The following is a 24,030-nucleotide window of genomic DNA, read 5'->3' as shown; positions in this document are numbered from 1 at the left end:
AGCGGGCAATTATAATGCGCTAAATATAGCTAAAAATAATCGCAGGGGTTATGCTTAAAGCTCTCCTTTATTTGTCCAAAACTATCATTTTAATTATGCGCTATAACATTAAAGACATACTTGATATTGGTCCGCGTTGTATAGAACGCTTTATTGATTCACAAACGCTCGCGCAAATGCCAAACCTTGAAATAGCACTTGCGGGTTGCTCAAACCTATCGGGTCGTTATTGCGTAGCACGCTCAGCACCGCTAGAACATACACTTTTTTATACGCTTGCAGGGCAGGGTAAATTAACAACACAAAATGAGCAGTACACACTTAATGCCAATACACTTATTGTGCTACCAGCAAAGCAAAGCTTTGAAGTGAAAATTGATGCTGAACATTGGGATGTTATTTGGTTAAACCTTGCAAATACTAAACGTTGGCAGCATTTAAACTTAGCGCAAGCATTGGTATTAACCGAGCAAAAACTTGAACCGTTACACCTTGCTATGGAGCTTTTATACAGCGAGCCCAATGCTAATTTACGCGAAAGCGTAACGCCTATTTTAAGTCATTACTTAAATGCTACGCTGCAAAATAATTCACAGGGTGCGGCGCATAATCGTTTAATTAGTCTGTTTGAAGAGGTAGATAAGCGCTTGCAGTTTGATTGGACAATAGAGGTAATGTGCGAACATGTGCATTACTCATCGCCGCATTTGCATCGTTTATGCCAAGCGCAATTTGGTAAAAGTCCAATACAACAACTTATTTATTTACGCATTGAACGGGCTAAAAACTTATTGTTAAACACGGCTTGGCCAATTTCGCATGTGGCAAGTTATGTGGGGTACTCTAATATTTTTAATTTTTCCAAACGTTTTAAGAAGTCGGTAGGTGTGTCGCCAAGCGAATTTAGAAAATAACGTTAGCGGCTCTCTACATTTGAATAAATTTAAGGTATTGTGTGATTTCTTAAATTGCATTTTAGAGTTTTAGGTAGGTAATGCGCTCAAACCGTTTTTTAATAGTGATATTATTAGTGCTTGTACACAGCTTTATTAGCTGTGATGGTGCTGCGTATCATTTGCAAGAAGACGTTGATCACGTAACCAGTTCGTTATCGCAAGGCGACTCCACAGCCGATGATAACCAAAGCGATAAAACATCAACTACCGAGATTCATGCCCACCAACATTGCCATTGTGGCTACAACAGCACCTCTAGCCATTCAATAAGCCCAGAGCAAAGTAAAGCAACTTCGCCTGCGTGCTATAACGGGTTAAATTACCCGCCAGATGTACCGCCACCAAATTTTTATAGCTAGCTTTTAATTTTAAATACTTTGTAAAAACTGCCTGCGCTTGTGCGCTATTAGGCTAGTTATTTACATATTTAGGTTGCTTGATCGCGCTTGTTTTTAAAATAGGCGTAGTGATTAAGTTAACTCTGTTTGTTAAAAAACGGACACGCTATATGAATAAAAAACCAATTATGCTGGTGGCGCTAATGTGCGCGCTACCTGCTTTTAGTACTTTGGCGAATGTTAAAACATTAACCCTTAAGCAGGCACTGAGTAATACCGAACAACAAAATCTGGTATTAAAACGCTACCCTTATCATCAAAAAATATTGAGTGCGCTTAAATCTCAAGCTGCTCTTTCGCCTAATCCTGTATTGAATATTGAAGCTGAAAACTTACTGGGCACAAACAAGGCGCGTGGCATTCAAGGCGCTGAAATAACACTTGGGCTTAGCCAATTAATAGAGCTGGGCGATAAGCGCCAAAGCCGTATTAATTACGCAACCGCCAATATTAAAGCCCAAGCAATACAGTATCAAAATACCCGTTTAGCGTTATTGGCAACCACTGCTGAGCGATACTATCAAGGGCTTAAATTTCAAACATTATTAAGTTTAAATAGTGAACGTAAACAGGTAGTTACCCAGGCGCTTAAAGCGATTGAACAAAGAGCCAATGCGGGTGCTGCGTCGCAAGCTGATGTAACGCGCATGCGTTATGCACTTAGCCAAGTAGAGCTTGATAAAGCCATGCTTAATAGTGAATTTGAGCGAGCAAGTTTATCGCTTAACGAGCTGTGGAGTGAGGAGCAACCCTACGATACTTTTGCTGGCAATATTAATGTAATTACTGCGCTTAAATCAGCACAAGCACTTTTAGATGCGGTTAACCAAGCTCCTGAATTTGCATTATTACAGCAGCAATATTTACAGCAAACAGCCAACTTAACACTACAAAAAGCAAACGGACAAACCGATATTAACGTAGGGGGAGGCGTGCGCTATAACCAGCAAAATGACTCCAGCTCGTTAGTGTTTTCGTTTTCTATGCCACTGCAATTAAGCAATTCTAATAGCGGCAATATTGCAGCTGCAAATAGTCAGCTCATGCTTTTAAATGAGCAGCAAGGGCAATTGCGCATCCAGCTACGCCAGCAAGTACGTACTTTGTACGCTTATTATCAAGGTCGAGCTAATCAGGCAAAGCTATTATCTGATCAAATTATTCCTCAGGCACAAACATTGATTGAGCAAAGCTTAAAAAGTTATCAACGCGGACAAATTTCGGTGTTGCAATTGCTTGATGCTCAACAAGCACTTTTTGATTCTAAACGCACACTTATTACAACTCACGCAGAGCTGTACCAAGTGCTACTTACTCTTGAGCGTTTAACAGGCCAATCTTTAATTGAGACTCATCAATCATGAATAAAAATATAATCGCATTACTAGTATCACTTTCGTTTGCCAGCAGCTTTGTAAGCACAGGTGTATTTGCCTCTGCTGAGCATGGCGAGTCAGGTCATAAAGAAACAGAGCAACACGAGCAAAAGCAAGGTCCACACGGCGGCTTTTTATTAACTGATCCTAAATTAACCCTTGAGCTTAAATTGCAAGAATTTGCAGGTAATGTTGAGCTGCGCGTATACGGCTATAAGCAAAATCAGCCGATTAATATAAACGACTTAAACATAACAATGAGTTTAAAGCGCTTAGTTGAAGCCCCGCAAAATATACAGTTTACAGCTGAGGGCGACTATCTTGTGAGCACGCAATCAATTAACGAACCGCATTCGTTTGCACTTACCGTTACTGCTAATTACAACAGTGAGAGCATTAGCTATGAGTACGATCAACACGAAGGGCAAACCACGTTAACAGAGCGAGCTATTGAGCGCGCAGGCATTAAAACCGAGATAGCGCAAAGTGGTGAAGTAGATATTACCGATACGCTTTTTGGTGTTATTGCTCCAACACAACACGGCACGGTAGAAGTAATGGCGCCGTATGCCGGATTGATCAGTGATATTTTTGTAAGCATTGGTCAAAACGTTAAAAAAGGCGAAGTACTTGCCAATGTAACCAACCGCGAAACACTGCAAAATTACCCCATTAAAAGCCCAATTAGCGGCGTTGTAACCGAGCAATACTTAAAGCGTGGCGAGCTTGCAAGCACCAGCGCACTTATGCAGGTAGTTAACCTTGATAAAGTATGGGTTGAGTTATCGGCTTTTCCTGAAAACATTGAAAAACTCGCCATTGGTCAAAGCGCTAAAGTGTACGACTTGCATCACCATTTAAATACGCAAGGAAAAGTGTTTTTTATAGCCCCAATGATGACTGGCGGGCACATAGCGCGCGCCCGTATAGAGCTTAATAATCCAGACGGGCATTGGCGCCCAGGCATGCATATAAATAGCGATGTAAGTGTGGCTAAAATAAATGCCAGCGTGCGTGTAAAGCCACGAGCAATTCAAGAGTTTAACGGTCAACCCAGTGTGTTTGTTCGTAAAAACAATGTATTTGAAGTGCGCCCCGTTACCTTAGGTGCAAAAAATAGCGAGTGGGTAGAAGTACTTACAGGCTTAAACGCAGGTAGCGAATACGTAACAGACAATAGTTATGTCATTAAAGCCGATATTTTAAAAAGCGGCGCAAGCCACGCTCACTAGGAGGCACCATGATTAATTGGATAGTTTCTTTTGCGGTTAAACGCCGCATGCTGGTGCTTGCGCTTACATTTTTATTTGCTGGATTTGGTGTATACAACATTCAAAATTTAGCGGTAGACGCAGTACCCGATATAACTAACGTACAAGTGCAAATTAATACCAAAGCGCAGGGCTTTACGCCATTAGAGGTAGAGCAGCGCATTACCTATTTGGTAGAAACCGCCATGGCGGGCATACCTAAGCTTGACTACACCCGTTCGCTTTCGCGTTATGGGCTTTCACAAGTAACGGTTATTTTTAATGAAGGCACCGATATTTATTGGGCGCGTCAGCAAATTGGTGAGCGTATTCAAAGTATTCGCTCCGACTTACCTAATAACGTAGAGCCAAACTTGGGTCCTATTGCCAGTGGTTTAGGCGAAATATTTACTTATAGTGTGCACGCCGCGCCTAATGCGTTAAAAGAAGATGGCACTGCTTACAACGCCGAAGACTTACGTACTTTACAAGATTGGGTTATTCGTCCGCAGCTTTTAAAAGTAAAAGGCGTAACCGAAATAAACAGCCAAGGTGGTTTTGAGCGCCAATACCAAGTAGCGCCAGTGCCCGAAAAACTCATTGCCTATAAGCTTACTATTAGCGATGTAATTAGTGCACTTGAGGTTAATAACAGTAACCGAGGCGCAGGCTATATTGAGCGCTTTGACGGGCAATATTTAGTACGCTCGCCTGGGCAGCTTAAAACGCTAGAAGACATAGCCAATACCGTTATAGCTAAGCGCGACGATGCACCTGTACGCATTAAAGATGTGGCTAACGTGCTTTTAGGCAAAGAGCTTAGAACCGGCGCGGCCACTTATAACGGCGAAGAAACCGTGCTCGGCACCGCCATGATGCTAATTGGCGAAAACAGCCGCATAGTGGCAAAAGCCATGGCTGATAAGTTAGTTGATGTGCAAAAAAGCTTACCCGCTGGCGTTATTGTTGAGGCAGTTTACGACCGTACAACTCTTGTTGATAAAACCATAGCAACCGTGCAAACCAACTTATTTGAAGGTGCCGTTTTAGTGATAGTTATTTTGCTATTACTGCTGGGTAATGTAACGGGCGCGCTTATTACGGCAATGGTTATTCCGTTAAGTATGTTGTTTGCCGTTACAGGTATGGTGGGTAATCGCGTATCGGGTAACCTAATGAGCCTAGGTGCAATCGACTTTGGTTTAATTGTTGATGGCGCTGTAATTGTAGTTGAAAACTGCCTGCGCCAATTAGGTATGGCTCAGCATAAACATGGCAGGCTACTTACCTTAAACGAGCGTTTAAATGTAGTGACCGCAGCCACCAAAGAAGTATTTACACCGGCTGTATTTGGCATTGTTATTATTATGCTGGTTTACTTACCTTTATTTGCACTAAGCGGCGTTGAAGGCAAAATGTTTCAGCCAATGGCATTTACTGTAGTTGCGGCGTTAATTGGCGCGCTTATATTTGGCGTTACCTTTGTACCCGCTGCTATTGCAGTGTTTGTTCGCGGTAAGGTTGATGAAACCGAAAACGCAGTCATGCGCGGCGTTAAAAAAGTGTATAAGCCATTACTTGGTATATCGCTTAAATTACCGTGGCTGATGGTGGGTATTGCCACTGCATTAGTATTAGTGCTTGGTTTTAAAGTTAAAAACATGGGCGCAGAATTTTTACCGAAACTTGATGAGGGGGATATTGCTATGCACGCGCTGCGCATTACTGGCACCGGTATTGAGCAATCTGTGCAAATGCAAAAAGAGCTTGAGCAAGCCATATTAGATCAGCCTGAGGTTGCTAACGTATTTTCAAAAATTGGTACTGCCGATGTAGCAAGCGATCCTATGCCGCCCAATGTTGCCGATACTTTTTTAATACTTAAACCGCAAGAAGAGTGGCCTAATCCAGCACTTACTAAAGCAGAATTGGTTCAGCAAATTCGTACCCGTGTTAACGATGTCCCTGGTAATAATTACGAATTTACACAACCAATAGAAATGCGCTTTAATGAGTTAATTGCTGGCGTGCGCGCCGATGTGGCACTGCGTATTTATGGTGACGACTTAAGCGTACTTAAAGAGTTTGGCGAAAAAGCCACAGGGCTAATGCGTAATATTGCAGGTGCTACCGATGTACGTTTGGAGCAAATGGAAGGATTGCCAACACTTTCGGTAACACCAATGCGCGACCATATGGCGTTATTGGGTTTAAGCGTAAACGATATTCAACAGACACTTGCCGCCGCTGTTGGTGGTGTGCAAACCGGACTAATTTACGAAGGCGATAAACGTTTTTCGTTATTAGTACGCCTTGATAAACGTTGGTCTAGCGATGTATCAGCACTTGCTCGTTTGCCAGTTGCTTTACCTAAAGATAGTAACCCAGAACTTGCGTTTGTACCGCTTGGCGAAGTGGCAACAATTAGCATTGAAAAAGGGCCTAATCAAATAAACCGCGAAAGCGGTAAACGTAACGTAGTGGTAACTGCCAATGTGGAAGGGCGCGATTTAGCAAGCTTTGTAAGTGATGCGCAAGCAAGCATGAATGAATCACTTAACTTACCAAGTGGCTATTGGCTTGAATACGGCGGCACGTTTGAGCAGCTACAATCAGCAAGTAAGCGATTGTCGTTGGTTGTGCCGGTCACTTTACTGCTTATATTTGGCTTACTGTATAGCGCCTTTGGATCGCTTCGTGATTCATTGATTATATTTAGTGGTGTGCCACTGGCATTAACGGGTGGTGTGCTTGCGTTATTGCTGCGCGATATGCCGCTTTCAATATCAGCGGGTGTCGGCTTTATTGCCCTAAGTGGTGTCGCGGTATTAAACGGCGTAGTTATGCTGTCGTTTATAAAGCAGTTACGAAGCGATGGTTTAAGTTTGTTTGATGCAATTCACAGCGGTGCATTACAGCGCTTGCGCCCAGTACTGATGACGGCGCTGGTGGCAAGTTTAGGCTTTATACCTATGGCGCTTAATTCGGGAACGGGTTCTGAAATGCAAAAACCTCTCGCGACAGTAGTGGTTGGCGGGATTATTTCATCAACTTTACTGACACTGTTAATATTGCCTGCGCTTTATAAGTTAGTACATTCTAAATTTACTAAAAAAGCAGAAGCTGAATTAGCTTAAATACTAGCTACTGATAATGTAATAAAAAAAGCAGCTGTACTTACAGCTGCTTTTTTATTTGGGTATTATTTAGCAAAAATACTACATTAATTATATTGAAAAAGATTATCCCAACGCTCATCTAATATCGTTTTTGCGTGTTCTAAATTGATTGCGCTATACACATCACTAGTGCACGTTACCAAACGCATACGTACCAGCTTTTCAAGTGCGTCGCTAATTTCAAAATCAAGATCGCACTGGTATTTGCTTTTAAACCAATGCTCTATTTGTTCATCAAGCGTTTGGGCGGTTAAGCCGCTTTCTGATTTTAGTAAAAAGGTATACGCAAGCAGGGCTTCTTTTATGTCTTCTTCTTCGGCAGCGTCAATAAGCGTGTGAAAAACACCCGCGTTATTATCAAGGTTTTTAAAGTAGAGGTTATCGCTAAGCGCTTTCATAAATTTAATTTTACGGTTTTTAAACTTACTCCATTCTTTAAAAATAAAGCTGCCAAATACTCCCATGCCAATAGCAAAGGTAATAAAATGTTGTTGGGTCATTTCTACAGCTTCACTTCTAAAACCACCCCAAAAAGCAAACAGAGCAAGCAATAATACGATTGATGCGCCAAGTTTAGTTATAAGTACCACTGCACCGCCAACTAAAGCCGATGAGCCAATAATTGCTTTATCAATAGGGCGCATGCGTACTTCGCTATTAGGAAATAGCATTTCGAGATCGGCCTTTGGCACATTTTGAAACAGCTTTACTATGGTTGAGCTTGGCTCAAATCCCATTGGCGTTTTATTTTTAGCTTCAAAATAAGCGCTGTCTTTAAAGCGAATAAACACGGCAACACGGTCGTAATTAGTAAAGTGCAGCGGTTTTTTACGAAGGCCCCAAAAGCTGGTAATGGTTTCAGTGAGTTGCGACTCGCCACGGCGATAAAAAACCACTTCTTCAAAGTCGTCAAATTCAACTTCAAGGCGCACCTTAAATAGTGACTCTTCGTTTAATGCATCTTGTAAGTCTTCATTGGTGATCACTTCAAAATTAGCGGCATTAAGCACCTTAGCAAAATCTTTAGCAAACTCATGTTGGCACTGCGCTTTTTGATCCGCCGATACTGGCGCTAACGATCGCGTGTCACTGTTGGGATCAAAAGGGGCGTAGTTGTTTTTAAGTGACTCAAGTGTTGAGTGATAATCGTAATGAATAAGGCTTGCTAGTAAATCGCAAAATTGTTTAAACGATGTTTTTTGTGTACTGCTTTTAAGCTCTTCGCTACACATATCAACAATATCTTGCTTTCTAAAGGGAATAAAACGCGCACTTTGCATAAATTAATAACTACTGTGATAGGGAATCTAACTGCATGGGCACATAATAAAATATTCTTATAAGTATTGCGAATTTGTTAATGATAAATAGCTGACTAACAAAGTTAAGTATTTTCAGGCTGTATTAACCTGATTGTGTAATGATTAAAGCCGTTCATACTTACTTTCGCCACGATAAGGAATGCATATGGCCATTCAAAAAAAGCTAAAAGAAAAAACGCGTAATTTTATTGACTCTAAGCATATGCTTAGCGGTATTACTGTGGCATCATTTTTAGAGTCAACCATAGTTCCTATTCCACTCGAAGCTGTATTAGTACCACTAATGCAAGCTCGTCGTGAAAAGCTATGGCTTATTGCGCTAATGGCTACTTTAGGCTGCATAGTGGGCGCATTGTTTGGTTATGCGTTGGGTTATTATTTATTTGATGCGGTTGGCGATTGGATTATTAATACGTTTTCGAGCCCTGAGCAATTTGAAAACGTTAAACAGCAAATGCAAGATCAAGGTTTTTGGTTTGTTATAACACTAGGCATAGTGCCTATTCCGTTTCAAATAGCGATGCTTGCAGCTGGCGCGACTAAGTACTCTATTTGGCTGTTTTTGTTGGCCTCGGGTATTGCGCGTTCTATTCGTTACTTTGGCTTAGCTATTATTGTTTATTATGCAGGTAATGAAGCTGAGCGAATCATTAGTAAACATAAAACTAAGGCAATGGTTTTAATAACCTTACTTGTGTTAGGAGTTTGGGGATTAAGTTTGGTGATTTAAGCTCATTATTAAAGGTTATTAACCAGCTTATTCTAATAAGCCTTTTTGGTAATGTGCTATAGTTTTTTAATATAGTATCGAAAAGCTTAGGGTTAATATGATTGAAACTGTAAAACTCACTATCAGGCTTTCTAATTTTTTTAAAATGAGCTGGAAAAATAAAACTGTAAGCCTATTTTTATTAGCTTATATTGTTATTTTTTCAGCCTACTCCCTAACTAACTTTCCTCCTTTACAAGTTCAAAATAATGTTTACGGTTTTACTACCGATTTTATTAATTTAATTGTTCTTATTTTTTTATTTTGGATGGTTCAGTGCTCCAAACTTTCAAAGCTTGCATATACATTTTCGACTCTCGGATTAATGCTTTGGTCCATGGGTAATACAGCTGATTTAATCGATGAGATAGTGAGACAGCCTTACTGGGTAAGTATTTATTTTGAAGATTTATGCAGAACCAGCGGCATGCTTTTAACTTCCTATGGTTTATTTAAAACGATGCGCTTTGTACAAAGTATTAATAATCGATTAGCGCGTGAGCTAATTATTGATGATTTAACCAAGGTACATAACAGACGTTATTTTTATCAGCACGCTAAAGATGCTCAGAACTCGCCTTACGTTATTTTAATTATCGATATAGACCACTTTAAAGCTATTAATGACGAATTTGGTCACGATGTCGGTGATTTAGTACTTAAAGAATTAGCAACCAAATATGACAATGCTTTTGTACATAATAATAAATTTTCTCGCTTAGGTGGTGAGGAGTTTGGTGGCTACTTACCTATAAGCAACATATTGCAAGCTTGTGATTTTTCACAGCAATTAATTACCATTGCGCATACTATTAATATTCAAAATATTCGCCACTTAACAGTGAGTATAGGTGTTGCAATGCAAATGCCTAATGAGCCTTTAGATAAAGTAATGAAACGCGCCGACCAAGCTTTATATTTAGCTAAAAAGAATGGTCGAGATCGTTTTGAAGTTGCCCCGTAAGCGTTTTTAATTATATAAAAACACGTCCTTATTGTTTGCACATTTACTACACTTTTTAACGTTTTCGTAAGGAAATGTCAGTGAGGGTAATGCTTTGTAAATCATGAAATTAAAATAGAATGTTTGGGTCATAATGGGGATATTAATAATAAGGAATAACCTTAATGACCAACTCCCTTTTAAAAGCTGCATTACCCTTAACTCTAATTACTGTTTTGTCGGGCTGTGGCTCTGATGATAGCTCAAGCTCAACAGGCTACATTCAAATGTATAATGGCTCGTATAACAGCCCATACACACGTCTATTTGTTGAAGAAACAGAACGTTCAGGCGCTGATTTTGCCGATGTAACTACTCGCCATAACTACAGCACAGGCACTTATGATGTAAGTTTTGAGTACCTAGATGCTAACGACAGCTATATAACAATTAGCGACCAAGAAATTTCTATTAAAGGTGACAAAACACAGTTAGTAGTAATGAGCGGCAATTTTGATGAGCCTACATTTACAGAGCTTAGCGTACCTATTACAAGCGATACGGGTGAGTTTAACTTAGGGTTTTATAATATTGCAGGGGAGGATACTAACTACGATATTTACTTAGCAACTGATGATGGCGTATTTGAAAGCGCGACACTTTTTTCATCGGCTCAATATTTAAGTGAGTTAGATCTGCAAAGCGTTGATGAAGGTTATTACACTATTTACATAACCGAAGCGGGCAGCAGTGATGTTGTGTACGAGTCGTCATCTGTTTATTTATACGACGAAGCAAGCTATGTAGCAATGATCCGCCCAAGTTACGCTACAGAAGAAGGCGGTATTACGCTTGATGTAGTAACCGATAACAACTACGTTACTGAGCTTAAACATCAATCTGCCCTGGGGCAATTACGTTTTATAAATACGGTTGATGACTACTCGCCAGTGAGCTTTTCTGCTACACGCGGTACAACTGTAAACACAACAAATATAGTCGCTAGTGACTCTTATACCGATTATGTTGAACTTTCGCCTAATAGTTACAGCGTAGCGATGTACGACGAAGAAGGTACAAAACTAGCTGATAACTTTTTAATGACGCTAGAGCGTGAGCAAAGTGCGGTGGGTATTTTTTATAACGACGTTGATAACGGTTTACGTATGTTGAGCGTTGAAGAAAACCTAACACCAAGTAGTTACAGCCATACGGTATCGGTTGTAAACCTAATTGAAAGCTACGCAGGGCAATCGGTTTCAGATGTAGATGTGTACTTTACACTTAACGGCGAAACGGTAGACGACACCAGTAACGTAGTCGATGGCCTAGATAAGTATGACCAAGAAGAGCAGGTTGTAGATAACGAAATTTACACGGTTTATGTTGTATATGAAGATAATGGCCAGCAAATTGTGCTTATTCAGCAAAGCGATATGGACTTTACACAAGAGGGTAACTACATATTGATTTTAGAGCATGATGAAACAACAAGCTCAGGTTATAAAATGACCCTAGAGCGCACTATTACCGATAGTGTTGAATAAATCTAAACATATTAAGTAGCATAAAGCCTAAGCACTTTAAGTACTTAGGCTTTTTTATTGAACAAAATTTACCTACTCATTAATAATTAGGTACACTCAGGGCATAATAATTAATAAGAGTGTGCCATGGATGATTTAGTTGGGTTAGCCGTCATAGTAATACTGGTTGTAGTTGCCGGTGCTATTTGCGGCTTAATAGCGCTAGTGCAGTTAAATGGATTAAAACAAGAAGTGGCTGTTTTAAGAGCCAAAATAACACATCTACAAACACATAAATCGATATCGCAAAGAGAACCTCAAAGTGAAGCATCTACGGCTCAGGCAGCGCTTTCAAGATCAGAGCCTATTGCTCATAAAGCACAGCCAAACTTAACGTCCCAAAACTTGTCGCCACCTGTAATAAATCAGCCATCAGCGCCTCCTAAAAAAGCCAAACCAGCTGAAGCATCAGCCATAGAATTACTATTTAATAAATTACGTGCAGGGTTTGAAGAGAACTGGATGACCTGGATAGGCGCAATAGCGCTTGCGTTTGGGGGCATATTTTTAGCTAAATATAGCCTAGAAGCGGGGTTACTATCGCCTGTAATGAGGCTGAGTTTAGGCGGCTTATTTGGGCTTGGCCTAATTGCAGCCGCGGCTTATTTACACCATAAACGCATTGTATTTGAAGGCTTTAATAATTACATACCCGCAGCGCTTGCAAGCGGCGGGTTTATTACCTGTTTTGCTTTAACGCTTTTAGCTTACAGTAGCTACGATATGCTTAGCTCTACCGTGGCATTTTTTGCACTGGCAGCTATTGCAATTAGCGCAAGTGCAATGGCGCTTAGGCTCGGCCCATTATTGGCTGTACTAGGTATTATTGGCGCTTATAGTGTACCAATATGGGTTAGCACTGGCAGTGGTAACTTGTTTGCATTATTTATGTATGTTGGCTTTGTAAGTTTGTCAGCCGCGTTAGTTGCACATAAAGTACAACGTATTTGGCTATGGTATTTACTATGGGCTGGGCACATTGGCTGGTATTTAGTTGGTTTTACGCTACTTAAAGTTAATACCGTTTGGTTAATGGGAACGTTTGCTCTACTGAGTATTATTGGGTTAATTGCTATACCGCGATTGGGCTTAAAATTGAATGTTATAGAGCACCGCCCACACAGTTTAAAACGCTTAATTAAAGTGCTTCCAGATCATGCATTATTACTCGCCTTTATAGCGCCCTTATTATTTACCATGCTAATAAGTCACTTTGATATGCAGTGGCAAACAATCGGTGTGTTGAGTATTGTACTAATGTTATTTTTAGTCCTTAAAAATAGCCGCTGGGATATTTGGCAGGGCGTAGCGTTAGTTATTTCAACACTATTAGTGATAGGCGCTCAGCGCACGCATCTTTCGCCAAACCTATTTGATGACGCCCTCTTTGTATTCAAAAATGAATACGGTTTGGGTTTATTACTCGGATTGTTACTTACCGCTTTTGGGCTTTATTACGGTAAAAAACAGATTAAGCGTTTAGCGTTTCATATTACGGGAGCATTTAGTGTATTTGTAATGATAGCGACTTTATATACGCTTATTCCTAATTCCGCGTTAAGTACTGCATATCCACTTTGGGCCGTTGTATTGTTTGTAGTCGCCGCTATTTTAATAAAGCTCGCGCAACATAATACAACGCTATTTCAGCGTTTTACTTATTGGGTAGGCGCTAATGCCAATATTACGTTAGCAATTACCATGCTACTAAGTGACAGCGGCTTAACCATTGCTCTTGCTGTGCAAGTGTTACTTATAAGCGTACTTATTAAGCGCTATAACGTGCCTATGCCGCATTGGCCTATAAAAGCCTTGGTTGCTGTGTTATTACTGCGCTTAACGCTTTCACCTTGGACGCCAAGTTACGATGCACTTACGGTATTTGGTTTGCATTGGAGTATTGTGGTTTATCCGTTATGTATCGCGTTATTTTTTGCCGCAGCTAAGTGCTTTGACTCATCAAAACTTAAAATATGGCTGGAAGGTGCAGCCCTTCATTGTTTAGCGCTTTTTATTACAACCGAAACAAGTTATCAGTTAGTAGGGCATTATCCGCAATTTGATTCACTTAACTTTTACGAACAAATACTCCTTACCTGTAACTGGCTGGCATTAGGGTGTGTGTATTTACACAGAGCAAAACTTGCCGGTACTTTAGCTAAGTTATACCAAGTGGCGGGCTTTGCACTTGTAGGGTTAGCAGGGCTTTTTGCTATTAAAACACTGCTTGACGACAACCCATTATTTGAATCACTTTACATAGGTGAGCTGCCAATATTTAACTGGTTATTACTATTGTGGTTAGTACCTGCAGGATTAACGCTTTGGCTGGCCAAGCTTGTAAAACCAATAAACGCTAAAGCTACGCCATTTATATTGGCCGTTGCAGGTGGGTTTATATTATTGGCAATAAACAGCTTTATTCGCCAATACTGGCAAGGGCCTTATATTTACTTATCAAAAGGGGCGAGCAATGCAGAGCTCTATAGCTACTCTATTATTTGGTTAGTATTGGGTGCGGGTACTGTTATTTTTGGTCATTTAAAAAATCAATTATTAATACAAAAAGTAGGCTTAGGCTTACTAGCTGCAGTTATTGTTAAAGTGTTTTTAATTGATATGGCTAACTTGGAGGGCTTACTTAAAGCGCTTTCGTTTATTGGATTAGGGCTTTCGTTGGTGGGGTTAAGTTGGTTGTTCCAAAAGCTTAGAAGCCGAGTAAATCCAGTTTAACTTTATGAATACTTTATAAAGCAAAGCCCAGTGAAGATACTGGGCTTTTTGTTTTACGCTATTACTTGATAGCTTTTAACTAGAGCACTTTTTACTAGAATACTTTTAACTAGATGACTATGTACTGTGATTAAGCAGTGCCTTTAGTTTGCCCGGTTTAATTGGTTTACTTAAATAATGAATATTAGCGGCTTTGGTTTCTTGTTTAAGCTCGGTGTCGCGTACTGCGGTAATTAAAATAGCGGGTACTTGGCTTTGCCAAATTTCGCGCAGGGTTTTAATTAGCGTTATGCCATCGCAGTCATTGCCTAATTGGTAGTCCATTAAAATAACATCGGGTGCACCGTTTTCTTTAGCATGCGCCAGTACATTATTTACATTATCAAATAGCGTGTAATTAGCTTGCCACTTTTTAAGTAAGCTTGCCATTGCAGCTAGGTTTTCAGGGTCGTCGTCTACGGCAACAATATTAATTGCTGCACGGTTTTCTATTAGGCTGTTTGTCGTACTTTTTTGTTGTACAAACGGCTCGTCACCATAAGGTACCTCAATGCTAAAACGGCTACCTTTATTTGGCTCAGAATGCACATCAAGCGGCAAACTTAATAAGTCAGCCATACGTTTTACAACACCTAAGCCTAAGCCTACGCCTTTGTTATCGCCCGACTCAACACGGTAAAAGTCGTTAAATATTTTAGCTTGCTCTACTTCGCTAATACCAGGGCCTGTATCCCATACTTCTATTCGTAAATTGTGCTTTCGGTTCCTACAGGCAATTAATACACGGCCATTATCGGTGTATTTAACTGCATTAGAGACCAAGTTTTGAATAATTCGGCGCAAATAGGTTATATCGCTATGCACAATTTGCTGGTTAGAACGCACACTAAGCTTAAGGCCTTTATCACTTGATAAAATAGCGTATTCACTTTGCAATGGCGCTAAAATATCTTCAATATAAAAGTGGCGAGGAGTTGGGGTCATAGCGCCTTGTTCTAGCTTGGCTATTTCAAGTAGTGCCGACATTAAATGCACGGTTGAATCGAGACTGTCGCCTAATTTTTCAAAGCTGTTTTGGTTAGTGCTGTCGAGTTGCTTTTCGTCAATGGCAGCAAGGTATAAACGTGCTGCGTTTAACGGCTGTAAAATGTCGTGGCTCGCCAGTGCTAGAAAGCGCGTTTTACTGTCGTTGGCTTGCTCAGCTTCTCGTTTGGCTAAAGTAAGTGCTTGCTCGGTTTGTACACGGCTATCTATTTGAGCTTGTAAGTCTCTATTAATGGTTTGCACTTCTTGAGTTCGCGCTTCTATGCGGTTTTCAAGATCCATGTTTACTTCTTCAAGCGCATTTTGCGTACTTATGTGATTGGTAATATCCGAAAAGCTGGTAACAAATCCGCCATCGGGCAGCGGATTACCAATCATTTCGTATACTTGGCCATTACGACGGTGGCGAATAAAGTGATGCGAGCTGCCGTATTTTAAATGCTGCACACGTTTTTCTACTTGGCGTTCTATTTCGCCAGGGCCACATTCACCACGGTTAGCGTTGTATCTAATAATATCTTCTATGGGTTGGCCTACTTCTAAAAATCCTTCAGGATAGCCAAACATTTCGCTGTAGCGTTTATTCCAAGCTACTAGCTTTAAATCTTTATCGACAACTGAAATACCATGGCTTAAATTTTCGAGTGAGGTAAATAACAGATTTTGATTAAATTGCAACGCTTGTGTGGTTTCGTCAAAAAAGTTTACAACTTCTTCAAACGCCATACGCTTACCCGACGATACCGTATGTATTAATGCTTGTGCGGAAGATGCGCCCAGCACGCCTGTTAACGCGCGTTCGCAGTAGGCTATAAATTCAGGCTCTGGGTGTGCGTTGTTATCGCTTAAGTGATGGGCGAGTGCGTAATGCGCCAATACTTGTTGGCTGCGCTGAATACCTAAAAAGGTTTGTAGTAGTATTTTAAAGTCGTAAACAGTGGCTTTTACGTCTTTATTTAAGCGCCTTGATAAAATAGCCTGATCTTTAGGGTTAACAAAAGCAGCTGCCTGAATCTTATCAATTAAGCGCTCCTCAGCCCCAAGTGAAAAACTAATATAACACCCAATATTGGCAAACAAAGCTATCAAGGTTCCACGCGTTATAAGCGTTTGTTGTAGCTCGCTATCAAGCGTTGCTCCGGCATCGAGTATTGGCAGCATTAAAAATAGTACCCAGCAAATAAAGCCCGCTACTAAACCTGCATAAACCCCATAAGCATGGCCTTTTCGCCAGTATAAACCGCCCACAATAGCGGGTAATAATTGAGTAACAAGTGAAAAAGCAACTAAGCCCATACTTGCCAGCGCGCTGCTATGGCCAAACCATTGTTGATAGAAATAGGCCAAAATTAATATGCCTGCAATAGCAAAGCGCCTTACAAGTAAAATTCGAGACTTATAACTGGTAGTAATTAAGTTGCGTTTAAATTTACGACGTAGCATTAGGGGTAATACCACATCGTTTGAAATCATCGTGCTTAATGTAAGCGTTGCTACCACTATCATTGCGGTGGCGGCCGATAAACCACCTATAAATACAAAGGTAGTTAAAAAGGCGTTGTCGTTAATTAACGGTAGGGCAAGTACAAAGCTGTCGGGTGAATAGCCGCTGCCAATTTCAGGATGAATTGCCGCAGTCGCAATAGGTAAAATCATTGCGGCAGTTAATAGTAAATACAGCGGGAAAGCCCAGCGAGCGGTAAGTAAGTGGCGTTTGTTTTGATTGTCGACCACGGTTACATGGAACTGGCGTGGTAAACATATAATAGCCGCCGCAGCCATTAAAGACTGGCCAATAAAGTTAAAACTAAAAAAGTTAAAGTCGCTCCAATGAGCCCAAATCGACTCGGTTACTTTATTTGAAGTAGGCTCTGGCATATTAAATAAGGTGTAAACAGCAAGGCCTGCTACAGCAATAAGTGCAATAAGTTTAATCATCGATTCAAACGCGACAGCAAGCATTAACCCAGAGCGATACTCTGTTACATCCACTTTGCGGGTACCAAAAAATATTGCAAATAAGGCCATAATTAATGTGGCAGAAAGCGCGAGCATATCGCCTGATATTTTATTACTGTTTTGCAAAAGTAAAAAGCTGGTACTAAGCGCTTTTAATTGCAGTGCAATGTAGGGAATAGTCGCCAGTAAGGCGATTACAGTAACCATAATAGCGGTAGTTTGGCGTTTGCCGTAACGAGCTGAAATAAAGTCAGCAATAGTGGTTATGTTTTGTTTTTTGCTTACCAGTACCAGCTTACGTAAAAACCCTTGGCCGAATAAAAACAGCAGCGCAGGGCCCAATAATATTGGCAAATAACTCCAACTGCTGGTGGCGGCTGTACCCACTGAGCCGTAGTAAGTCCAAGAGGTACAGTAAATCCCAAGTGAGAGTGAATACACAAAAGGGTGATGGCTAATACGCTTCGCCAAAGGGGTTGTTTTATCGCCCCAATTGGCGAGCCAAAACAGCACACCTATATAACTTAAAGCAACAATAATGAGTACGGCAGTCATGTTGTTATTAAACCTTATTATTTTAAATAGTCCCTCAACCCTATGAGGGATTAACACAATACCAGAACTGAGGTTAAGTGTGAGGCTTGAATTTAAAATAAAACTTTCATTTTATTTCTATCTTATTGAATATTAATAACAAAAATAAAATCATCTCAAGCATTAGACTAATGTCGCATTAATAACCAACTTACCAATTTAATAGTAAAGCCAATTCAAAAAATTAAGCTAACCAATTGAAATAAAATGAAAATGTATAAAATACGTTTGAATGATAAATACAGTTTACGTAAACGTTAACAAGCTGTTACGACTATGGTCTCAATTCAATATTTAACCAGCGTTGCTAAATTGGTAAGCGAAGATAAAAAACCACTCACCGCGATATTGCGGTGCTTAAAGGGGAAAACAAAAATGGCTTTTAAAGATGAAGAACAAGCAAAAGCTTATTGGGCAGAAAACATTTCGCTGTTATTTAAACTCTTAGCAGTGTGGTTTATCGTGTCTTTTGGGTTTGGCATATTACTGGTTGATGTACTTAATGAAGTACGTTTTTTTGGGTTTAAACTTGGCTTCTGGTTCGCCCAGCAAGGCGCGATTTATACCTTTGTTGCTTTGATTTTTGTGTACGTTTTCAAAATGAATACGTTAGATAAAAAATACGGCGTAGACGAATAGGAGCTAAGCAATGGATGTTCAAACACTCACGTTTATAATTGTTGGTTTAAGCTTTGCGCTTTATATCGGCATTGCAATTTGGGCTCGAGCGGGTTCAACTAAAGAGTTTTATGTAGCGGGCGGCGGCGTACCTCCTCTTGCTAATGGTATGGCAACAGCAGCCGATTGGATGAGCGCCGCGTCGTTTATTTCAATGGCGGGTATTATTTCGTTTGCAGGTTACGATGGCAGCGTTTACTTAATGGGGTGGACAGGTGGTTATGTACTATTAGCCATGTGTTTAGCGCCTTACTTACGTAAATTTGGCAAGTTTACTGTGCCTGACTTTATTGGCGACCGTTACTATTCACGCACCGCGCGTTTAGTGGCAATTGTATGTGCCATATTCATTTGTTTTACTTACATTGCTGGGCAAATGCGTGGCGTAGGCGTGGTATTTTCACGCTTTTTAGAAGTAGAAATAGAAACCGGTGTTTACATTGGTATGGTGATTGTATTCTTTTATGCGGTACTTGGCGGCATGAAAGGCATTACTTACACTCAAGTAGCGCAGTATTGTGTACTTGTATTTGCATACCTTGTACCGGCTATTTTTATCTCGATGATGATGACGGGTCACTTCTTCCCACAAACCGGTTTTGGTGCTACGTTAATTGGCAGCGATGGCGTGTACGTACTTGATAAACTAGACGGCTTAAGCGCTGAACTTGGTTTTGCACAATACACCGAAGGCTCTAAGAGCATGATTGACGTGTTTGCTATTACTGGTGCGTTAATGGTAGGTACTGCGGGTTTACCACATGTAATTGTTCGCTTTTTTACTGTACCTCGCGTAAAAGACACGCGTATTTCTGCAGCATGGACGTTAGTGTTCATTGCCATTGTTTATACTACAGCTCCTGCGGTTGCAGCCTTTGCTCGAGTAAACATGGTTGATACCATTAATGGTAAAGACGGTAGCGGTACAGCTTACGCAGAAGCACCAGGGTGGATTAAAAACTGGGAACGCACAGGCTTAATTACATTTGATGATAAAAACGGCGATGGCAAAATGTTCTACACGGCGGGTAAAATCACCGATCCGAATAGTGCTAACGAAGTAAACGTAGACCGCGACATTATGGTATTAGCTAATCCTGAGATTGCTAACTTACCAGCATGGGTAATCGCACTGGTAGCTGCTGGTGGTATTGCCGCTGCGCTGTCTACAACAGCAGGTTTACTACTGGTTATTTCGACCTCCGTTTCGCACGATTTACTCAAGCGAACCCTTAAGCCCGATATTACCGACAAGCAAGAGTTACTTGCAGCGAGGTTGGCAGCCATGGTCGCTATAGTTATCTCCGCGTACTTTGGTATTAACCCGCCTGGGTTTGTGGCATCGGTAGTGGCATTTGCGTTCGGCTTAGCGGCAGCGAGTTTCTTCCCAGCAATTATTATGGGTATATTCTCTAAAACAATGAACCGAGAAGGCGCAATTGCAGGCATGGTAACGGGTATTGGCTTTACCGCTGCGTATATTATCTTCTTCAAGTTTGTTAGCCCTGAGCTTAACAGCCCTGAAAACTGGTTCTTAGGTATTTCGCCTGAAGGTATTGGTCTAATTGGTATGATTATTAACTTTGCAGTTGCTGCAATTGTTCTTAAGTTTACTAAACCTACACCGGTTGAAATTCAAGAAATGGTTGAAAGCATTCGTAACCCTAAAGGGTCGGCTGAAGCGCACGACCACTAGGCTACAATTTATAGGCTAGATTTAAAAATCATAAAGCACCAAAAGCCCGACTTTAGTCGGGCTTTTTATTTGTTTAATAAGTAAGTACATTAGATTGGTACATCACCATTTAAAGAGCGAATACAATGAGTGTAGAACAACAAGAAATAGCCCAGTATGTATGTTTGCAAGCGCCTTTTAGCCTCCTTAACAGCAGTGCATGCGAGTACTTTGTAAATCACCTCGATGTTATTTACCTTACACGCGAAAACCAAGCGCAGTGGTTACAAAGTGAAAACCCTAAACTGTTTTTAATTCGCTCTGGTTTGTATGACCTAGTTGATGGTAAGGGTGATGTTGTTACACGCTTAGCGCAAGGTGACTATTTTGGTTTTCCGTCGCTGTTAACCGGTGAGGCAATTCAAAATAGGTTGGAAGTACAAAAAGAGGGCATAGTGTATATGCTCTCTCAAACGCACTTTGATTTTTTACGCAGAGAATATAAATCGTTTGAGCAATACTTTGTACGCGCTCATGCTAACCGGTTGCTGTCATCGCATTATAAAAGTAAAAACGATAGTTGGTCTGAACGTAAAATATCAGAGCTGATGACCCGCACCGCCATTACGCTTTCGCCCGATGCAAGTATTAGGCAAAGCGCTAAAAAAATGAAAGAGCATGGCGTATCGTCAATAATGATAACGCAGCACGCGCACTTAGTCGGGGTGGTAACCGACCGCGATTTACGAAACCGAGTACTTGCCGACGAGGTAGATCCACAAGACGCAGTAAGCAGTATTATGACAGCCAAACCTAAGTTTATATTTGAAAATAACAGGGTGTTTTCGGCGCTGCACTTAATGCTTAAATACAATATTCATCATTTACCCGTGCTTGACGAAAATCATAACCCAATAGGGATGATAACCAGCACCGATTTACTACGCCAACAAAAAAGCGACCCCGTACAGCTTATTGGGCGCATATATAAAGCGCATACTGTTACTGATTTAAAACGCTACGCAAAAGAAATCCCCGAACTTTTGCGTGGTTTTTCGTACAACATTGACGACATATCGCTAATTGGTAAATTACTCAGTGGTTTAACCGATGCGCTTACATCGCGCCTTATTCACTTATTTCAAGAAGAGCATGGCGCAGCGCCAACCAGCTTTAGTTTTATTTGCTTTGGCTCGCAAGCACGCGAAGAACAAACCCTGCATTCAGATCAAGACAACGGCTTATTACTCCCTAACGACTTAACCACCGAGCAACACGCTTACTTTAAAAGCATGGGAGAGTTTGTATGTGAAAACTTAGTTGAGTGCGGCATTAGGCGTTGCCCAGGTAATATTATGGCAAGCAGCGATGAGTGCCGTATGAGCGTAAACGACTGGAGCGAGCGCTTTTTTAAATGGATAAAAAGCCCCACACCCAATGCAATGCTTAACTGTAAGATATTTTTTGACCTGCGATTTATTGAAGGTTCAAACGCTTTATACACGGCTTTTTGCGAGCAACTAATTCGTATATCGCGTAACGACTTATTCTATGCCGCAATGGCAACCGACATAAGCAGCAACAGCGTGCCAATTGGTTTATTTAATAAATTTAAAACCGAAAAAACAGATCAAAATAATAAATACATAGATTTAAAAAAACGCGGCGTCGTAATTATAAATGACATAGTGCGGTTATACGCTTTAAAAGCTGGTATTAGGCGCGCCAACACGCAAGAGCGGTTGGACGCACTACTAAAACATAAACTGATCAGCAAAGAAGATATATACAACCTAAAAGACTGCTGGCGGTTCTTAACGCAGCTTCGCTTGAGTACACAAATAAACGAAGAGGGCTTACCGAGTAATTGTATTAATCCTAATAAATTAAACTCACTAGAGCGCCATCAACTAAAAGAAGCGTTTTACCTTGTTAAACAAGCGCAGCAAGCCGCCGCGTTTAAGTTTGCTCGCGGCAGTTTATAACGATGGATTACTAACATGGTAAAAAAGCTGCTCACTCGGTATTTAAAGCGCCGTAAATTACTAGGTAAAAATGCCTTACAACAACGTTATTTGGTGATTGATTTAGAGCTCACTGGCCTTGATGCAAAACAGCACGAAATTGTATCGGTAGCGTGGGTGATAATAGATAACCAATGTATAAAAATGAGCGAGTCGCAGCACCTTATAAATAAGGACGTAAAAAGCCTTGAGCAAAGTCCTGTTTTTCATGGAATTAGCGATGATGCTATAACAAAAGGACAGAGCTTGTGCAGTATATTAACGCAATTGAGCTGCCATTTTAGCGACTGTATTTTAGTGTTTCATAATGCCATGCTCGATTGGGGGTTTTTAAAAATAGCGCTTAAAAATGCCAATATAACAATACGGCCTAAACTGATACTCGACACACTGCATATTGAGCAAAAGCGCTTACTCCATCATTCAACTGAAATAAAACAAGATGATTTAACCCTTAATGCATGCCGCACACGTTATGAGTTACCAAGCTATCATTGCCATCATGCACTGACTGATGCACAAGCAACCGCTGAGTTACTGCTAGCCCAGTGTCATCAAATAAGCTGTGGCAAAGAGCTAAAAGTAGCTGAGTTGACGTAGGTTAGCTGTAGGCGGGGCTTTATGCCGGGCGAGATAAACTCCCGCCTACAATAAAGAGCAGTTTACTTTTATTGTTATCCGTATGACTATAGGTACAGTTACGTAGTCATTATTTAGCTAATTACTCCAAGGAACGAATATGAAACTCATTACTGCCATTTTCTTAACCTTATTCCCACTCATCACTTTTGCTAATTCAAGCTTACCTGCTAATCGCCATATTGCAGTGCAGGGTACTGCTGAGGTATTAGCAAAGCCCGATATGGCTAAGATTTCTTTTGAAGTAATAAGCTTTAAAGACAAATCACTTGATGCAAAACGTGATGTTGATGACCGAGTAAATTTGTTACTTAAAGGATTAAGCAAGTACGGTGTTAAGGAGACGGATGTTTCTGCTACAAGCCTGTTAACTTACAATGATGACGACAAGTTTAATGTCGAGAGCGGTACAGCAATTAATGCAGGATATGTAGCAACAAGAACACTTAAAGTAACATTAAGAAATATTGAAAAGTTGAATGATTTTATCGATTTTGCATTAAGTGTAAAAATTAATGAACTGACGAATATTGAGCTTATGTCTTCAAAAGCCGCGCAGTTAGAAGCTGAAGCAACACAAGGCGCAATAGATAACGCTATAGTTAAAGGGGGTAAGCTTGCTAAAGCATTTGGCGCAGAGCTTGGAAAAATTTACAGCATTAATTCAAATTCTAACCGTTCAAGTTATGGTTATGGCGCAGATAATTTTGAGAGAATAGTTGTAACCGGTTCTAAAGTTACTAGAAATCCATTTGAGCAAGGTAGATACCTGCAAGAAACTATTACATTTAAATCATCAATAAACGTGGTGTTTGATTTAGAAGTAAATGAATAAGTTAAAATTTTCATTTCAAATACATTTTCATAATGTAAGCTGGCTTTAAGTTTTTGATTAATTTGAAGGT

Annotated in this window: 16 protein-coding genes; 14 read left to right on the top strand and 2 right to left on the bottom strand. The window is 40.5% G+C overall.

All coding sequences use genetic code 11. The features are described from left to right. Window positions 1-95: 95 nt before the first annotated feature. From I6F48_RS08215 to I6F48_RS08195, 5 genes are all read left to right on the top strand, one after another. Window positions 96-914: an AraC family transcriptional regulator gene (locus tag I6F48_RS08215; protein WP_007378231.1), complete on the top strand. Its 819-nt coding sequence runs from the start codon at window positions 96-98 to the stop codon at window positions 912-914. Between the two features lie 80 nt (window positions 915-994). Next, window positions 995-1,315: a hypothetical protein gene (locus I6F48_RS08210; protein WP_008135125.1), complete on the top strand. Its 321-nt coding sequence runs from the start codon at window positions 995-997 to the stop codon at window positions 1,313-1,315. A gap of 149 nt (window positions 1,316-1,464) precedes the next feature. After that, window positions 1,465-2,718: a TolC family protein gene (locus tag I6F48_RS08205; protein ID WP_166419260.1), complete on the top strand. Its 1,254-nt coding sequence runs from the start codon at window positions 1,465-1,467 to the stop codon at window positions 2,716-2,718. Next, window positions 2,715-3,962, top strand: a complete 1,248-nt coding sequence (locus I6F48_RS08200; protein WP_197119218.1) for an efflux RND transporter periplasmic adaptor subunit — start codon at window positions 2,715-2,717, stop codon at window positions 3,960-3,962. The genes I6F48_RS08205 and I6F48_RS08200 overlap by 4 nt, the downstream gene beginning before the upstream one ends. Before the next feature lie 8 nt (window positions 3,963-3,970). Beyond that, a complete protein-coding gene (locus I6F48_RS08195) occupies window positions 3,971-7,117 on the top strand; it encodes an efflux RND transporter permease subunit (RefSeq protein WP_197119217.1) in 3,147 nt (1,048 codons plus the stop codon). Between the two features lie 86 nt (window positions 7,118-7,203). Here the strand turns inward: I6F48_RS08195 and I6F48_RS08190 are convergent, their stop codons facing one another. Continuing rightward, complete coding sequence (locus I6F48_RS08190) at window positions 7,204-8,439, bottom strand: TMEM143 family protein (RefSeq protein ID WP_010554605.1); 1,236 nt, start codon at window positions 8,437-8,439, stop codon at window positions 7,204-7,206. A 187-nt stretch (window positions 8,440-8,626) separates the two neighbouring features. Here I6F48_RS08190 and I6F48_RS08185 point away from each other — a divergent pair, with 187 nt between their 5' ends. The 4 genes from I6F48_RS08185 (at window position 8,627) to I6F48_RS08170 (ending at window position 14,512) form a co-directional block, all read left to right on the top strand. Further along, window positions 8,627-9,211 carry a YqaA family protein gene (locus I6F48_RS08185; protein WP_010554604.1) on the top strand — a complete coding sequence of 195 codons (585 nt, stop codon included), beginning with the start codon at window positions 8,627-8,629 and terminating at the stop codon, window positions 9,209-9,211. Window positions 9,212-9,308: 97 nt separating this feature from the next. Beyond that, complete coding sequence (locus tag I6F48_RS08180) at window positions 9,309-10,214, top strand: GGDEF domain-containing protein (RefSeq protein ID WP_197119216.1); 906 nt, start codon at window positions 9,309-9,311, stop codon at window positions 10,212-10,214. 164 nt (window positions 10,215-10,378) lie between these two features. After that, entirely contained in the window at window positions 10,379-11,740 is a 1,362-nt protein-coding gene (locus I6F48_RS08175) for a hypothetical protein (protein ID WP_165727296.1), read from the top strand. A gap of 126 nt (window positions 11,741-11,866) precedes the next feature. Continuing rightward, window positions 11,867-14,512, top strand: coding sequence for a DUF2339 domain-containing protein (locus tag I6F48_RS08170; RefSeq protein WP_197119215.1), 2,646 nt, complete (start codon window positions 11,867-11,869; stop codon window positions 14,510-14,512). A gap of 117 nt (window positions 14,513-14,629) precedes the next feature. Here the strand turns inward: I6F48_RS08170 and I6F48_RS08165 are convergent, their stop codons facing one another. Further along, window positions 14,630-18,070 carry a PAS domain-containing hybrid sensor histidine kinase/response regulator gene (locus I6F48_RS08165; protein ID WP_197119214.1) on the bottom strand — a complete coding sequence of 1,147 codons (3,441 nt, stop codon included), beginning with the start codon at window positions 18,068-18,070 and terminating at the stop codon, window positions 14,630-14,632. A 414-nt stretch (window positions 18,071-18,484) separates the two neighbouring features. Here I6F48_RS08165 and I6F48_RS08160 point away from each other — a divergent pair, with 414 nt between their 5' ends. From I6F48_RS08160 to I6F48_RS08140, 5 genes are all read left to right on the top strand, one after another. Then, window positions 18,485-18,748, top strand: coding sequence for a DUF4212 domain-containing protein (locus I6F48_RS08160; protein ID WP_007377498.1), 264 nt, complete (start codon window positions 18,485-18,487; stop codon window positions 18,746-18,748). A gap of 10 nt (window positions 18,749-18,758) precedes the next feature. Then, window positions 18,759-20,483: a sodium:solute symporter family protein gene (locus tag I6F48_RS08155; protein ID WP_007587184.1), complete on the top strand. Its 1,725-nt coding sequence runs from the start codon at window positions 18,759-18,761 to the stop codon at window positions 20,481-20,483. 125 nt (window positions 20,484-20,608) lie between these two features. Beyond that, a complete protein-coding gene (locus tag I6F48_RS08150; protein ID WP_197119213.1) occupies window positions 20,609-22,447 on the top strand; it encodes a DUF294 nucleotidyltransferase-like domain-containing protein in 1,839 nt (612 codons plus the stop codon). 15 nt (window positions 22,448-22,462) lie between these two features. Continuing rightward, window positions 22,463-23,086 carry a 3'-5' exonuclease gene (locus I6F48_RS08145; RefSeq protein WP_165741136.1) on the top strand — a complete coding sequence of 208 codons (624 nt, stop codon included), beginning with the start codon at window positions 22,463-22,465 and terminating at the stop codon, window positions 23,084-23,086. 139 nt (window positions 23,087-23,225) lie between these two features. Beyond that, entirely contained in the window at window positions 23,226-23,960 is a 735-nt protein-coding gene (locus I6F48_RS08140) for an SIMPL domain-containing protein (protein ID WP_165741135.1), read from the top strand. Window positions 23,961-24,030 lie beyond the last annotated feature (70 nt).

This window comes from Pseudoalteromonas sp. SWYJ118 (genome assembly GCF_015864505.1).
GTDB classification, from domain to species: Bacteria; Pseudomonadota; Gammaproteobacteria; order Enterobacterales; family Alteromonadaceae; genus Pseudoalteromonas; species Pseudoalteromonas arctica.
The sequence above is the reverse complement of the archived record's forward strand: the minus strand, read 5'-3'. Positions and strand labels throughout refer to the sequence as shown.

Coding starts and splice junctions, on each gene's coding strand:
- I6F48_RS08215 (WP_007378231.1), top strand. CDS start 96: ATGCGCTATAACATTAAAGACATACTTGATATTGGTCCGCGTTGTATA.
- I6F48_RS08210 (WP_008135125.1), top strand. CDS start 995: ATGCGCTCAAACCGTTTTTTAATAGTGATATTATTAGTGCTTGTACAC.
- I6F48_RS08205 (WP_166419260.1), top strand. CDS start 1,465: ATGAATAAAAAACCAATTATGCTGGTGGCGCTAATGTGCGCGCTACCT.
- I6F48_RS08200 (WP_197119218.1), top strand. CDS start 2,715: ATGAATAAAAATATAATCGCATTACTAGTATCACTTTCGTTTGCCAGC.
- I6F48_RS08195 (WP_197119217.1), top strand. CDS start 3,971: ATGATTAATTGGATAGTTTCTTTTGCGGTTAAACGCCGCATGCTGGTG.
- I6F48_RS08190 (WP_010554605.1), bottom strand. CDS start 8,439: ATGCAAAGTGCGCGTTTTATTCCCTTTAGAAAGCAAGATATTGTTGAT.
- I6F48_RS08185 (WP_010554604.1), top strand. CDS start 8,627: ATGGCCATTCAAAAAAAGCTAAAAGAAAAAACGCGTAATTTTATTGAC.
- I6F48_RS08180 (WP_197119216.1), top strand. CDS start 9,309: ATGATTGAAACTGTAAAACTCACTATCAGGCTTTCTAATTTTTTTAAA.
- I6F48_RS08175 (WP_165727296.1), top strand. CDS start 10,379: ATGACCAACTCCCTTTTAAAAGCTGCATTACCCTTAACTCTAATTACT.
- I6F48_RS08170 (WP_197119215.1), top strand. CDS start 11,867: ATGGATGATTTAGTTGGGTTAGCCGTCATAGTAATACTGGTTGTAGTT.
- I6F48_RS08165 (WP_197119214.1), bottom strand. CDS start 18,070: ATGACTGCCGTACTCATTATTGTTGCTTTAAGTTATATAGGTGTGCTG.
- I6F48_RS08160 (WP_007377498.1), top strand. CDS start 18,485: ATGGCTTTTAAAGATGAAGAACAAGCAAAAGCTTATTGGGCAGAAAAC.
- I6F48_RS08155 (WP_007587184.1), top strand. CDS start 18,759: ATGGATGTTCAAACACTCACGTTTATAATTGTTGGTTTAAGCTTTGCG.
- I6F48_RS08150 (WP_197119213.1), top strand. CDS start 20,609: ATGAGTGTAGAACAACAAGAAATAGCCCAGTATGTATGTTTGCAAGCG.
- I6F48_RS08145 (WP_165741136.1), top strand. CDS start 22,463: ATGGTAAAAAAGCTGCTCACTCGGTATTTAAAGCGCCGTAAATTACTA.
- I6F48_RS08140 (WP_165741135.1), top strand. CDS start 23,226: ATGAAACTCATTACTGCCATTTTCTTAACCTTATTCCCACTCATCACT.